General features: G+C 36.7%; 14 protein-coding genes. 4 read left to right on the top strand and 10 right to left on the bottom strand.

Annotation, left to right across the window (positions count from 1 at the left end):
• Positions 1-117: 117 nt before the first annotated feature.
• The gene (locus PZ898_RS04825; protein ID WP_277694923.1) at positions 118-1,095 is read right to left on the bottom strand and encodes a glycosyltransferase family 2 protein; all 978 of its coding nucleotides are present in this window, start codon (positions 1,093-1,095) and stop codon (positions 118-120) included.
• A gap of 6 nt (positions 1,096-1,101) precedes the next feature.
• Positions 1,102-1,986 (bottom strand): lysophospholipid acyltransferase family protein, encoded by an 885-nt coding sequence (locus tag PZ898_RS04820; protein WP_277694922.1) that lies wholly within the window; start codon positions 1,984-1,986, stop codon positions 1,102-1,104.
• Between the two features lie 80 nt (positions 1,987-2,066).
• Here PZ898_RS04820 and PZ898_RS04815 point away from each other — a divergent pair, with 80 nt between their 5' ends.
• Entirely contained in the window at positions 2,067-2,639 is a 573-nt protein-coding gene (locus tag PZ898_RS04815; protein ID WP_277694921.1) for a thioredoxin family protein, read from the top strand.
• Positions 2,640-2,745: 106 nt separating this feature from the next.
• On the opposite strand, the gene PZ898_RS04810 is transcribed toward PZ898_RS04815, so the two are convergent.
• A complete protein-coding gene (locus PZ898_RS04810) occupies positions 2,746-4,107 on the bottom strand; it encodes an aldehyde dehydrogenase (RefSeq protein ID WP_120231376.1) in 1,362 nt (453 codons plus the stop codon).
• A gap of 190 nt (positions 4,108-4,297) precedes the next feature.
• Between PZ898_RS04810 and PZ898_RS04805 the strand changes: the two genes are divergently transcribed.
• Positions 4,298-5,977: a hypothetical protein gene (locus PZ898_RS04805; protein ID WP_277694920.1), complete on the top strand. Its 1,680-nt coding sequence runs from the start codon at positions 4,298-4,300 to the stop codon at positions 5,975-5,977.
• A gap of 17 nt (positions 5,978-5,994) precedes the next feature.
• Positions 5,995-6,504: a hypothetical protein gene (locus tag PZ898_RS04800; protein ID WP_277694919.1), complete on the top strand. Its 510-nt coding sequence runs from the start codon at positions 5,995-5,997 to the stop codon at positions 6,502-6,504.
• Positions 6,505-6,506: 2 nt separating this feature from the next.
• On the opposite strand, the gene PZ898_RS04795 is transcribed toward PZ898_RS04800, so the two are convergent.
• The 3 genes from PZ898_RS04795 to PZ898_RS04785 form a co-directional block, all read right to left on the bottom strand.
• Positions 6,507-8,069 (bottom strand): MFS transporter, encoded by a 1,563-nt coding sequence (locus tag PZ898_RS04795; protein WP_277694918.1) that lies wholly within the window; start codon positions 8,067-8,069, stop codon positions 6,507-6,509.
• 269 nt (positions 8,070-8,338) lie between these two features.
• A complete protein-coding gene (locus PZ898_RS04790) occupies positions 8,339-9,385 on the bottom strand; it encodes an HlyD family secretion protein (RefSeq protein WP_277694917.1) in 1,047 nt (348 codons plus the stop codon).
• 5 nt (positions 9,386-9,390) lie between these two features.
• The gene (locus PZ898_RS04785; RefSeq protein ID WP_277694916.1) at positions 9,391-10,647 is read right to left on the bottom strand and encodes a TolC family protein; all 1,257 of its coding nucleotides are present in this window, start codon (positions 10,645-10,647) and stop codon (positions 9,391-9,393) included.
• 214 nt (positions 10,648-10,861) lie between these two features.
• On the opposite strand from PZ898_RS04785, the gene PZ898_RS04780 reads away from it, so the two are divergent.
• Positions 10,862-11,665 (top strand): AraC family transcriptional regulator, encoded by an 804-nt coding sequence (locus PZ898_RS04780; RefSeq protein WP_123279860.1) that lies wholly within the window; start codon positions 10,862-10,864, stop codon positions 11,663-11,665.
• 292 nt (positions 11,666-11,957) lie between these two features.
• Here PZ898_RS04780 and rplI read toward each other — a convergent pair whose 3' ends face one another.
• The 4 genes from rplI to PZ898_RS04760 form a co-directional block, all read right to left on the bottom strand.
• Entirely contained in the window at positions 11,958-12,455 is a 498-nt protein-coding gene (gene rplI / locus PZ898_RS04775) for a 50S ribosomal protein L9 (RefSeq protein ID WP_047429787.1), read from the bottom strand.
• 110 nt (positions 12,456-12,565) lie between these two features.
• The gene (gene rpsR / locus PZ898_RS04770; protein ID WP_002979091.1) at positions 12,566-12,868 is read right to left on the bottom strand and encodes a 30S ribosomal protein S18; all 303 of its coding nucleotides are present in this window, start codon (positions 12,866-12,868) and stop codon (positions 12,566-12,568) included.
• Between the two features lie 32 nt (positions 12,869-12,900).
• Positions 12,901-13,242, bottom strand: a complete 342-nt coding sequence (gene rpsF, locus PZ898_RS04765) for a 30S ribosomal protein S6 (RefSeq protein WP_034695444.1) — start codon at positions 13,240-13,242, stop codon at positions 12,901-12,903.
• 100 nt (positions 13,243-13,342) lie between these two features.
• Entirely contained in the window at positions 13,343-14,728 is a 1,386-nt protein-coding gene (locus PZ898_RS04760; protein ID WP_062675031.1) for a chloride channel protein, read from the bottom strand.
• Positions 14,729-14,747: the final 19 nt, after the last annotated feature.

Raw genomic sequence — 14,747 nt, 5'->3', positions numbered from 1 at the left:
AAGTTATAAATTTTTACTCTAATAAATCCTTAGTTCACAATAGGTAAGAAAGTCGTAATTTTTAATCAATCCCTAATCCCTAATCCCTAATCCCTAATCCCTATAACCTATAACCTCTCATCTGCCACCTAAAAAATGCTTAAAAATCAGCCATTTTGATTGATAAAAATCCTTTTTCTGACGGCTTTGACGAAGTTTCCAAGTTCCCGGAATGTGACTATAAAACGCAAAGTGAGCTCTCAATACAGCCCACAGATGGGAAATGCCATACTTAATTCCAAAATACACTCCGGCGATGCCATCTAAGCATAGTCTGATCAAAATTATCAAAATTACCTGTGGAAAGGGAAGGTTTTTAAGCATCATGGAAAGATTATTTCTCATGTTTAAATAAGTCTTCTGTGCACTTTGCTTGTTGAGTGTTCCACCGCCTACATGATAAACTTTGGAGTTTCCGGTATAATAAATCTTTTTCCCTGAATTAATAAGCCTCCAGCAAAGATCAATTTCCTCCTGGTGAGCAAAAAATCTGGCATCAAAACCATTCTGCTCCCAAAAATCTTTTGAGCGGATGAAAAAACAGCATCCTGATGCCCAGAAGATCTCTGTTTCATCATTATATTGGCCTTTATCTTCTTCCAGATCATCAAATACCCTTCCCCTGCAATAAGGATATCCAAGATTATCTATCAAGCCGCCGGCAGCTCCGGCAAATTCGAAATAACTTCTGTTATGATAAGATAAAATTTTGGGCTGTACTGCAGATATAGCTGGGTTGTTTTCTAACAATTCCAACACAGGTTCTGTCCAGTTCTCAGTAACTTCTACGTCAGAATTGAGAAGACAGTAGTATTCATGTCTGATGGATTTTAATCCTTCATTATAGCCGCCTGCAAACCCATAGTTCTTATCATTTTTAATAATATGTACTGTGGGGAAATTCTTTTGTAGAAACTCAACAGAATCATCTGTAGAAAGATTGTCTATCACATAAATATCCGCATTCTGAGAAAATTGTACTACACCCGGAAGAAATTTCTCAAGCCAGTTTCTGCCGTTCCAGTTTAAGATGGCAACTGCCAGTTTTTTCTGCATGTCAACCTATTTTTTTTCGGAATCAAAATTTTTGATAGAGTCCTGATATTTCCATTTTCTATGTGACCAAAGGTAGTTGTCAGGATGTTTATGTAAAGTGTTTTCCAGTAATTTATGAAATTTTCTCACGACCTCATTTTCTGTAAACTTTTCACCATCCGGATATATTCTGTGATAATTAACCTGATAATAGCCGCGTTTTACCTTTTTCATTTCACAATAAATGAATACAAGATCCATTCTTGTGGCCAGCCTGTCATAGCCTATGAAAGCAGGAGTACGCTGATTTAGAAATTCTAATCCGTAAGTGACATGAGCATGGTGAGGTGTTTGGTCAGCGACAAACATATACGCTGAATCTCCATTATTTTTAGATCTGAAAATATTCAGAATAACCTCATTGGCTTCCAATGCTTCGTTTCCAAATTTGTTCCGGACTTTCTTCATCTGATTTTCCCAGAAATCACTGTTTACTTTTCTGTAAACGGGATGGCAGTGTGCCTGAGGAATAATTCTTGCCAGTGCATTGATCCATTCCCAATTGAAAACGTGGCCTGCCAAAAGAATAATATTTTTACCTTCTTCTTTAGCTTCGTGAAATAAATGCTGATTGATATGCTGCATTCTCACTCGGGATTCTGTTTCCGAAATGCTGAAAGATTTGATGGTTTCTACCAGATAATCTGAAAAATTGAGGTAGAATTTTTTTCGGATCTCTTTGATCTCTTCTTCAGATTTGTTGGGAAAAGAGTTTTTAAGGTTTTGAGTAATAACCTCTTTTCTGTATCCTACAATATAATAATTAAGGAAGAAGATGACATCCGAAAAAACATATAATATTTTCAGCGGAAGCTTGGAGATCAGATATAATATTTTGATTAGAAAATTCATAAAACACGCAAATTTAGTGATAATAAAATTATGGTTCTATTTTTGCAGAAGGATATATATTATTTTTTTACTTTTATATTATGAAAAAATTGATAATATTCGCTTTCCTGGGATTAAGTACTTTCGCTTTTTCACAAAATGCAAAAAATTCGCCCGAAAAAGGAAAACAAAAAACAGCTCTTATAGTGCCTGCTGAGGAGGCTAAATTAGAAGCTCAGAAAAAGGCAGCTGAAGAAAAGGCTAAGCTTCCTAAACCTTACGATCCAAAAGCAGATGCTCAGGCAGATATTAATAAATTAGTTGCCCAGGCTAAGAAGGAAGGCAAAAATATAATGATCCAGGCAGGTGGAAACTGGTGTATCTGGTGTCTTCGTTTTAACAATTATGTACAGACGACTCCTGAACTGAAGGAAATTGTAGACAAGAATTATCTGTATTACCACCTGAATTATTCTCCGGATAATAAGAATGAAAAGGTTTTTGCCCAGTATGGAAATCCGGGTGAAAAATTTGGTTATCCGGTTTTTATCGTTTTGGATAAGGATGGGAAAATGATTAAAGTTCAGCAAAGTGATGTTCTGGAAGAAGGAAAAGGGTACAGTAAAGAAAAAGTAAAAGAATTCTTTACTACCTGGGCCCCAAAGAAAGGATAAAAATATAAAACTGCTTCAGAAATGAGGCAGTTTTTATTTTTATGCATTGATTTATGAATATTTTATAATACAATTCGTTAAATCTTTACAAATATAACCTTCAGCATTACATTAATTTCTTTATCCAGCTTAATTTTTTCTCTGAATAAGGCGGATATTTGATATTCGGTTCTCCCCAGGTTGCTTTTTCAAGAACTGCTTTTGGGTGTGAAAAGGTTTCGAAACCATATTTTCCATGATAATTCCCAATTCCTGAATTGCCTACTCCTCCAAAAGGAAGATGATCATTACTTAAATGCATCACAGTATCATTGATACAGCCTCCTCCAAACGACAATTTACGGGTGAAGTTTTCTTTTTCTTCAGAATCATTGGTGAAAAGATAAGCGGCCAGCGGTTTTTCAAGTTCTAGAACAGAATTAAGAGCTGCATTGTAATTTTGAAAACTGATGACAGGCAAGAGAGGTCCAAAAATTTCTTCCTGCATGATTTCGTCATTCCAGTCTATATGATTCAGAATTGTAGGCTCGATATAGAGTTTTTCTTCATCAAAATTTCCTCCTGAATAGATTTTTTCTTTATCAATTAGACGTACCAGGCGTTGAAAATTCCTTAGGTTAATAATTCTTGTATATTGTTCAGAGCCATGATCATATTTGAATTCTTTAATATATTTTCTGAGCATTTCCAGAAACTGCTCCTGAATGGTTTCTTCCACCAGTAGGTAATCGGGAGCTACACAAGTTTGTCCTGCATTGAGAAATTTTCCCCATACGATTCTTTTGGCTGCCATTTCGAGATTGGCATTTTTTGTAACAATAGCTGGAGATTTCCCACCGAGTTCCAGTGTTACAGGGGTAAGATGCTCTGCTGCTGCTTTGTATACAATTTTTCCGACTTTTGTACTTCCTGTAAAGAATATTTTATCAAACCTTAGTTTTAAAAGAGCGGTTGTCTCCTCAATACCTCCTTCATACACATACAGATATTCAGGCGGAAAGTTTTCATTGATGATTGCTGCCATTGCTTTCATTGTATTCTCTGCTATTTCACTAGGCTTCAGAATACAGCAATTTCCGGCAGCTATTGCCGCAATAATTGGAGAAAGGGATAATTGATAAGGATAATTCCAGGCTCCGATGACGAGTATACAGCCAAGCGGGTCAGCGTAAATTTTACTGCTTCCCAGCTGGTTGACAAGATTGGTTCTGACTTTTTTAGGCTTTGAAAGGGATTTTAAATTTTTGATATAATAATTAATATCATTCAGAATAAAAGATAATTCTGTAGTGAAAGTATCAAATTTTGATTTTCCAAAATCTTTATTAATCGCTTCATACAGCCTATTTTCATTGGAAATAATAAGGTTTTTAAGCTTTTCAAGATACATTTTCCGGAAAGCTAAGCTTTTGGTTTGCTGTGTTGCAAAAAAATCTCTTTGCTTCAATAGAATACTCTCAATTTCCATCGGTGACTTTTATAATATTAAACGTTCTTATTTTCAGGATCGTATGGGTTAGAAATTTATTAATAATACTTAAATATTGATTTAAATAAAATCATTTTATATTATTTTTTAATTAATATAATGATAAATATTATAAAACTCATTATTTGGTGATAAAAATTTTGTAATTTTATTTATATAAAATTTAAGGATGAGAAAATTACTCTATTTATTCCCTTTATTCTTTTATTATTTCAGTTACGCACAATGTACAGGTTGCGATGTTCAAAATCCTACCGATCCCAATTATCATTTTCCTGATAATACAACAGTCTGCTTTACTTCCGACATGACATTCAATAATCCGACGTTCGGGATAAATGCTAAGATTTGTATTGCTTCTGGTGTTACCTTACAGTTTCAGAATAGTATAAGCGGAGCGGCCAATGCTCCTGCAAGACTTGAAGTACATGGAACACTCAATTTTAATCAGACCATAACGAGCGTTGCCAATCTCAATGTTCATGTTTTTGATACCGGGAATATAACAGTAGGCGGAGGGAATGGAAATCTCACCATTGACGGACAGATCAATGAAATTGTCAATGAGGGGCTTATAGAACTGGGAGTTTTGCAATTAGGAAATAATTCCAACAATAAGATTGATAATTTTGGAAATCTGAATATTAATGGAAACCTGAATATGAGCAGCTCTGCTACCACTTTATTCAGGAACGAAGGGGGCGGATTGATATTTATTGGCGGTAATTACGGGAATAACGAACAGAGTGTGTATGTCAATTGTGGAACCATTATCTCTCAGAACGGATTTAATATTAATGGCGGTAAAATTATCAATACTGGAATTTTTACAGTTGGGGGAGATATTAATTTGTCCGGAAGCAGCAGCGAAATTTACAATTTTGGACTTTTTACCTCTACGGGAAATATGAATAATGCCCCTTCTGATGCTGTTATTTATAATGAAGGTGAACTGGCGCTGAACCAGTATCAAGGTGGAAATGCTGCTATTCAGGGACCTTCTTCATCTACAAAAAAAGGATATATCGTGTTGCAAAATCCTATTCAGGTGGGAAATGTGGCTGTGGGGCCCAATCTTGATTTCAGAAGAACAACAGGTGTTTCTGACCCAGGCACGGTTTTCATGAACAGTAATCCAGGTTTTCTGACGAATGTTACCTATGATTGTGCTTCTACCAACAGCTGTAGTGCACCTTTGATCATTAATCCCGGATTTTGTCCTGCCATTAATGGAGATTTGCCGCCAATGGCGGTAGATGACACCTATACTATCGTTGCAGGAGAATCTTCTGCAGGAATTGTTCTGGATAACGACTTTGAAACGTATGGCGGAGCACAGGCAACCCTTTCCAATGTTATCTTATCTCAGGTATCCACCTCAAATTCCAATATTTCATTGAATACTACGGATGGACATATTCTGGCAGCTCCGGGAACTCCTCCAGGTAATTATACTTTAGTTTATCAGATCTGTCAGACCGCTTCCCCGTCAAATTGTGATACAGCAACTGTAACCGTTACGATTCAGGGGACTGTACCTTGCTATAAACCTGCTGCTACAGCAGGAACTGTTCTTACTCCGAATTTTGGAATTACTTCATTAAGCAGGGCTGATAAAGGAGGAAACAACTGGCCTGGTGTAAGAAAAGGAGCTTGGGCTGTACTGGAATCAAAGAATAAAGGCTTTGTTCTTAACAGACTTACCGATGTTCAGGTAGCAGCTATCCCACAGGCAGACCTTAAAGAAGGAATGATCATTTATAATACGACACAAAATTGTCTGCAGGTTAATATTGACGGAACTGCCACAGGCTGGAAATGTTTCAATACCCAAACCTGTCCGGATTAATAAAAACCTAATTCGTTATGAAAAAAATAGTCTCAATCATTATAATAACAGCATCCGGAATCTTTAATGCTCAGGTTGCTTTAGGAAAAACGACATTAGAATCAGCTTCATCATCTATTGAGTTTGGAAATGAAAACCGTGGTATTGTTCTTCCTTGGGCAACTAATACCTCGGACATTCAGAATCCTGTGAATGGTACTCTGGTTTTTGATACTTCGGATATGAAGGTGAAAGTGTATCAGAATAACCTTTGGAAAGATCTTTCAGTAGACACAACTGGTACTGCTGACACCAGTCTTCAGGATAGTTTGACAGATCAGCCTGAAGCAAAGGTTTCTGTAGGAACACCGTCATCCGTTTCCGGAATTCTGGTGCTTGAAGATAGTAATAAAGCCATGATTTTACCAAAAGTAACTTCTCCTCACCTTAATATTATCTCACCTGCTGCCGGTATGATGGTTTATGATACTCAGAAAAAGCAACTGGCTGTTTTCAACGGAACAGTATGGTCTTTTTGGGGAGAGTAATTCTACATAATATTTCGTACTGCTATTTTTACAGGATGATACAATAGTAGCCCAATTGCAGTAATAAGAGCCAGCCAGAACAGGCCCGTGAAAATTTCCATATTGGAAAGTAGAATAGACTGAGCTGTTATTTTAGCTTTAAAAGCACCGGCTGTCATGGATAAAGAATCGTTAACCGGTAGTTTGGAAATATTGGATCCAAAGATTTGACTCCACTGATTATAGAAGACAGGATTCGTATCTGTTAGGTTAGCGCTGAGTGCATCGGAATGTTTTAGTGTTAAAAATAGCATCAGGTTTTGCATCAGAGCATATCCGATAGCGGTTGTCCAGAAACGGGTGGTTGTTCCCAGCGCAGTAGCATTGGATACATATTCTTCCGGAGTTCCTGAAATCAGAAAGAAAACAAGAGGTGTAAATAAGAATCCCTGAGCAACACCCTGCAGAAATAAAGGCGGACAGATGGTAGAAAGGGTAGTGTCAGGATAAAAAGTATAGGTAAACCAGGCACAATCTATGGCCAGTAAAAGAAATCCGGTGAAGAAAACAATTCTTGATGATACTCCGCGAACCAGACAGATTCCTGATAATAGTATTCCCAAAAGAGTCCCTGCTACATTCCAGTACTGGATGTTCACAATATAATCCCAGGGCCATTTCCATACGGTAGCCATGATGCTGTAGACATTATTCAGTCCGGAACGGATCAGATAAAAGATGAAAAACAGGATCATTCCTGCAATGACATTTTTAGAACTGAAAACTTCGAAATGGAACAAAGGTCTCTTGGAATTTCTTTGTTTCAACATAAATAAGCCTCCGGAAAGAAGAAATATAAACAGACACATGATAATGGTATCAGACTCGAACCACATCAGTCTTTTACCATAAATAATGGCATAGCCGCCAGCCTGCAGGCATACCCAAAGAAGAAACCAGCTTGTAATATCCAATTGATACAAAGGTTTTTTAGGAAAAAATCTGTTTCTGTTGAACAGAGCAATACCGATGATCAGTACAAACACATGGAAGTACACCATCATCAGAACCATATGTTGGAAATCGTAATCTTCAATACTTGATTTTAACAGGGAAGTCGTAATAGTTCCTCCGGTCAGCATAATCGTATACATAAAAAGATATGCTAAGACTTTGGCGTGCTTTGTTTTTAATTCTGCGATAATTAAAGGCAGGAAAATGGCACCTTCCAGCAAACCGAAAATTCCTTCCAAAAACCGGATCACCAATATCACATGATAATCATTGGTAACTGATAAAATATAAAGAATAATCACCGAAATAGAGGCCATCAGCAAAACATAGTATTTCACGCTGAAATAAGCCATAAATCTCTGTAATACTAAAAGGGTAACCACAAATGTCCCATACATCAAAATCATTAAATACTGGATGTCATCTGAATCTACATCCATAAAAGAAGATGTGAAGGCGCTGTTAGAATGTAAAAGCGACAACAACATCAGGTGGGGAAACAATGCCAGTATAAGAAGAGGCAGTTTCAGCCATTGTGGTACCCATTTATGATAAACTGTATTATGTTGCATAATTTTTATGGTGATAAAAAGCAAAAAATCGTTTTTCTGCTGTTTAATCTGAATGAAAAATGCGAAAAGACAAAGGGCAAAAGGGTGTAAAAGTAAAAGGTAAAACGGCAAATATGCTTGAAGAAAAAATTGGCAGATTTGCTATTTTGCGGTTTGCCTTTTCGCTAAAAAAATAATTTAATTTGAAAATTTGAAATGGGAGAATTTGAAAGTTAAATTAAACCGAATATTTTATACTCTAATACTCTCAAACACTCCCACTTTCAAACTTAAATCTTCTTCGCGCTCACCAGAACATTCATTCCGGAAAGCAGCTTTTCATTGTTTTTGTTATTATCCAGAATAATTTTTACGGGAAATCTCTGTTCTATTTTCACAAAGTTTCCCGTTGCATTATCTGGTTTAACTAAGGAAAATTGAGATCCTGATGCGGGAGAAACGGAAAGAATTTTCCCTTTAAACTCAACATTGGGATAAGCATCCGCAGTAATAATTACTTCCTTGCTCTGATCAATCTGCCCAAGCTGTGTTTCTTTGTAATTGGCAATGATCCATTTCTCTTTGCTCACGATTTGTACCAAAGCCTGTCCTTCTTTAATCAACTGTCCTTCCTGAATGGTCTTGTTTCCTACCCATCCGTCATAAGGAGCCGTAATTATCGTATAAGAAAGATAAAGCTTCGCATTGTTAAGACTGGCAGAACTCTGCTGGATCTGGCTTTTTACAGGAGCTACTTTGGTTTGTTGTTCGTTCGCTCCGGCTTTTACTGCATTTTTCTGCTGTTCCAATGCCAAAAGATTGGCTTTTGACTGTTCATAAGAAGCCTTTACATTTTCAAATTCCTGTTCTGTGGCCGCATCTTCTGTTAACAGATTTTTATATCTTTTGTAATCCTGTTCTGTTCTCCAAATGTCAATTTTTGCTGAAGCAATTTTAGCATCAATAATCTTTGTATCACTTTCTTTGGTGCTGACACCGCTTTCAATGGTGCTGATTGTTGCTGTATTGGCATGAAGATTCGCTTCAGCCATATGTACCTGATTCACAAACTCTCTGTTGTCAATGACGATTAATGTATCACCTTTATGTACAAACTGGTTTTCGTTAAACTTTATCGTTTTGATAAACCCTGAAACCTTACTGGATACAGGCGTAATATATTGCTCGATCTGCGCATCATTCGTCGTCACATTTTTTCTCGAAAAAAGATAAAAGCTTACCATTCCTGTGATTCCACTGATGATCAGGATCCAGGCCAGTAAAGTAATGGACTTGTTGATTCTTTTTTCTTTTTGTGTCAATTGTTTCTGTGCCATAGTTTTTATAAGTTCCCAATTGTATATTGGAGTTGGTAATATTTAAGTTGTCGGTTAATTTTTACGGAAATAAGATTAGATTCAGCTTCCAGATACGTATTGTCTGCATCTATCAGTTCAGTAATAAGGCTAAGCTTATTGGCATACTTTGTTCTTACAATACGATAGTTTTCTTTAGCCTGATTAATTGCTTCTTCAGCAATTTTTACCTTCTGGTCTGTCTCTTCAAACTTTTTATAAGCCTCATAAACATTGTGTCTTACATTTTCCTCATTTTCTTCAATCTGAAGTTTGGCAAGGTCAATATTTTCCCGTGCTTCCTGCATTCTGTATTTATTTTTGTACAGATTTTCGATAGGATAAGTAAGATTTACCCCTACCATTCCCAGACGATATGCATAGGGTTCGGGAGGAAAGAACATCATATTCGGATATTTTAAAAAATATTCACCGCCAGCTGTAATTTTAGGTAAATAATTAGCTTTGGTAATCTTTTGATCCAATTCTTTCAGGGAAAGATTCTTATGGGTAATTTCAACAGACTCATTTTTGTTTAAAGCAGTTTCTGTAAGCTCATCAACATAAGGAATGGCAGCATTGTCTGAAATAAGATCTTCTGTGTTGACATGTATTTCCTGATTTTCAGGAAGCGAAAGAATTGTTTTCAGTTTGTGTTCTGCGATCTGAATATCATTATCCAGTTCCGTCCAGCTCATTTTGTGATTGGACAACTGAAGTGATGTTCTTAAGACTTCATTGACCGTTACAACACCATTAGCTTTCAAAGCTTTTACCTGCTTGATGTTTACAGAATCTTCCTTCATTTTATCATTAATCAGACTCTGTTGCTCTTTTAAATGATGGATCTGTAGAAAAGCAGTAATAATGGTCATTTTAAGCTGTCTCTCATCGAGATGGGTTTTTAAAGCAGAAATTTCAGTGTCAATAGCCGCTTTCTTTTCTGTATTTTTAATTTTTCCTCCCATATAAACCGGGATCGATGCTGATAATGTAAAATCATACATTCCATTAATCACATCGTACTTGGTGGCTTTATTAAATACACCATTCTGATGCTGGAAAAGGTTGGTTACCTGATTATAGCTTGTATGAAATTCAATGTCCGGGAGTTTCTCCATCTTGAGGTCTTTCTCTTTGGTAACGGACATTTCCTGTTTCAGATGACTGATCTGTATGTTTTTATTATTTTTCAAACCAATCTCTATAGCTTGCTGTAAGCCGAGATGCTGGTAATCGATCATCTGTGAATGTAAAAAACTGCTCAATAATAAGCACAACGCAATGCACATATACCGGCATGCGTTCAATATGATATTCATAAATTAATTAAAGGATTTTTGCTAAAATGATTTTGATGCAGCAAAGTTACGGTGAGAAGCCACAGACCCTATTTGTGAAAACAGAAAAAGATTTGCTCATTTACGCCAATTTGGAAATTCTTCTTACCTTTATGGAATGAACAACAGCCATTTTAAAGCGGTAGAAGAAGATGATGCCGAATTTTACATCTATCATGTTCTTACCGGAAATGTTACCACAGAGATTCATTATCACAGTTCAGCACAATTAGTCTATGCAGAAGGCGGTATTGTGCATGTTTTTACGGATCAGAAACACTGGTATCTTCCTGCCAGATGCTTTATGTGGATTCCTGCCGGTACACCACATTATATTTTTTCAACCAGCCCAAAGGTTGATTTGTATAACTTTTATTTTAAAAAAGAAGAGAATGAAAGTGGCTTTTTTGATGAAATCAATATTTATTCCGTCAATAATCTCCTTAGGGAAATGATTTTCTATACTAAAGACTGGGATGGGAAAATCACAAAAAATGATACCTCAAAATATTATTTTCTCAAAGCTCTTAAAGGAGTTTTACAGGAAAAGAAACATAAACATCTGGCATTTCCGATACAGCATCCTTTCCCAAAAGATGAAACATTGCTGAAGATTGCAAGATATATTCATGCTAACCTTGAGAAGCCTCTTACGATTGAATCTACGGCAAAAGAATTTGGGATGAGTACAAGAACCCTTTCCAGGAAATTTAAAGAGATTCTGGGCATGAATTACGTTCGCTTTCTGAGAGCGTTGAGAATTACCCGTTCCCTTGAGCTGATGCTGGAAGGAAAATACAATATGTATGAGATTGCCATGATGGTAGGGTACAACAGCCTCTCGTCTTTCAGTAATATCTTCAAAAAGGTAATTGGAATGGCCCCTACGGAATATCAGCATAAATTGAGAGGGGATAAGTAGTGAGTTGGAGGGGTTGAGAGTTTGAGATTCGGGTTACGGGGTGTGAGGTAACGGTTTATAGTGTGGAATAGATTTTCCTACCTGTTCTTCTTACAGGTTGTTAAAAATATAATTTAACGAGTAATAGCTGTTAAGATTTCCTATATTCCCCTTCCCTGAAGGGGTGGATTTTTGCAAGGCAAAAAGACGGGGTAGTTAATATCAATCTTACTTCAAAGTCACCCTATACAAAAGAAAAACCACCTCAATAAATTGAAGTGGTCTTGTATTGTGAGAAATTCTCAGTTGCTTATTAAGCTTCTTCAGTTTTAGCTTCTTCTTTTTTAGGAGCTGCTTCCACTGGAGCATCAGATACGATATCAAACTCGTAGTTGTACTCAACATTTCTGTGAAGTCTGATAAGAGCTGCGAATTTACCAGTTCTCTTGATCGTGTTACCAGGAATTTTGATGTATTTTTTCTCTACAGAAACACCAGCTTTTTCTAAAGCAGCAGATAGATCAGCATTGTTGATAGATCCGAATAATTTGTCACCAGCACCTACTTTTGCAGGGATCGTGATAGAAGTTTTCTTCAATTGCTCAACTACAGCGTTAGCAGCAGCGATTAATTTAGCTTCTTCTTCTTTTCTAGCTTCTAATGTAGCTTCTAAAGCAGCTTTGTTTTTAGGCGTAGCTAAAAGAGCAATTCCTTGAGGAATTAAGAAGTTTCTAGCATAACCTGGCTTTACGTTTACTGTATCAAACTCAAGTCCTAAGTTTTCTACGTCTTTTTTTAGGATAATTTCCATTGTTGTTGTCCTTTTTAAGATTTTAGGTTGTATCTAAAATCAAGTTAGAATTAATGATGTATTCAGCAACAAAAGAAGAGGAAAAACCTCTTCTCTTATTTATTTTTGTCTTATTTCAATAAGTCAGCTACGTATGGTAGTAAAGCAAGGTGTCTTGCTCTTTTGATAGCAGCAGAAACTTTTCTTTGGTATTTTAAAGAAGTTCCGGTGTATCTTCTTGGTAAAATTTTACCTTGCTCGTTTACAAATTGTAATAAGAAATCAGCATCTTTGTAATCAACGTGCTTAATTCCGTATTTTTTGAATCTACAATATTTCTTTTCAGATTTTGTATTGATATCAAGTGGAGTAAGGAATTTTACTTCTGATTCTCCTCCTGCTGAGGCTTGTTTAGCCATTTCATCTATTGCCATGTCTTGTCTTTTTTAAAAAATAGGGTTAATAATTAAGCTTTAGCTGCTTTTACTTTAGCTCTTCTTGTTACAGCGTACTCTACAGCGTGCTTGTCAAGTTTTGTAGTAAGGTAACGGATTACTCTTTCGTCACGCTTAAATGCTAATTCTAAATCAGCAACTACAGTACCTTCTCCTTTAAATTCGATTAAAGTATAGAACCCATTCTTTTTCAATTGAATTGGGTAAGCTAATTTTTTTAATCCCCAGTTTTCTTTAGCAACGATTTCGCAGTTCTTTTCTTTGATTAGATCTACATACTTGTTCACTGCTTCCTCTACCTGTGCCTCAGATAGAACGGGAGTTAAAATGAAAACAGTTTCGTAATTGTTCATAATGTTAAAAAATTTGTTAATTATTTCGAGGTGCAAAAGTAGAAAATATATTTCTTATATGCAAGAGATCTGTGAAATAGTTGATGATTCCTGAGATTAATTATTCCCCTTTGCTATGAATTCCTGCATTCTGTTCATCCTGGTTTCTTATCTCCGTCAGAAAATTCACCTTCAAAACATCATACAAAGAATGTCTGCTTACCAGGATGGAAGCAATAGAAGAGATCATTCCGGCAAGCATCAGATGGAATATCAGGGAATGTCTGTCTGTCATTTCCAGTACAATAATGGCTGAAGTAAACGGAGCCCTTGTTATGCCGGTAAGAAAGGCAACCATTCCTGCCAGAATCACCACATTGGTTTCGTTGGGTGTTAAATGAATAATTCCTGAAATAACAGAACCTATACTTGCTCCCGCAGTAAGAGCCGGAGCAAAAATTCCGCCGGCACCTCCGGAAGTAAAGGAAAGGGCAGGCCCCAGCATTCTGAGGATAGGAACATACCAGTCTTCGTGCTTATCTTTGGTAAAAAGGACACGCTCCATAATTTCTTTTCCGGAGCCCAGTACTTCTCTGTTGATAAAATAGGCGATGGAAGCGATAATTAAGGCACAAATGATAAGAAATACCACGTTGGCTTTATCTGTTTTCAGTTTTTTCTTCTTCCAGCTATTGATTTTAAGCATGGTAACAGATAGCTGGCTGGCCATAATGCCAGCAGTAGCAGCAACTAGTATGATCGGAAGCATAACCATTAAGGAAACATCATTGGTCTTCGGATATCCCAGATATAAATAAGATCCTGCCAATGTTTGTGCTGTAAGACCTGCAATGATTACCGCCGTAAACAAGGCTGTTTTGAAGTAATTGATATGGGTTTTTGACAGCTCTTCCACAGCGAAAACAATTCCTCCCAACGGAGTATTGAACGCTGCAGCAAGTCCTGCTGCCGCTCCCGTCATAATCATATTTTTTTTGGAAATCTTTGGCCACCATTCGGGAAGATATTCATTCACTTTTCTGAAAACAGAGCCGGCAATCTGAATGGTAGGGCCTTCACGTCCTACAGCGCCTCCTCCGATGACCAGAACAACAGAAGAAAGTATTTTGAAAAAAATAATCTTAATACTTAAAAGATTCCGGATTTTCCTATGTTCTTTCGGGTTAGCCAGTTCTACAGCTGCCATCACTTGCGGAATACCACTTCCTTTGGCATTGGGAGCAAATTCTTTCACCAGCCACCAGGAAAGTACAAATCCAACAGGTGCAATAATAAAGATCATCCATGCGTGCCAGTCGAAAATGAAATTCATCAGATGTTCGCCCCATGCAAATACCTGTGCGTACATCACAGCAAAAAAGCCTGTTATGACAGATCCTATCCAAAAGGGAATGGCCTGAAGCAGATTATGCTTAAGCTGTTCATTCCGGATATTGTCGAAAGAATTTTTGAGGGATCTTTTTATGAGGGTAAAAATTTTCAGCATCTGCAGGTTTTGAGGGATG

Origin of the sequence: Chryseobacterium sp. WX, assembly GCF_029542485.1 — a bacterium.
GTDB lineage: Bacteria > Bacteroidota > Bacteroidia > Flavobacteriales > Weeksellaceae > Chryseobacterium > Chryseobacterium cucumeris.
The sequence above is the reverse complement of the archived record's forward strand: the minus strand, read 5'-3'. Positions and strand labels throughout refer to the sequence as shown.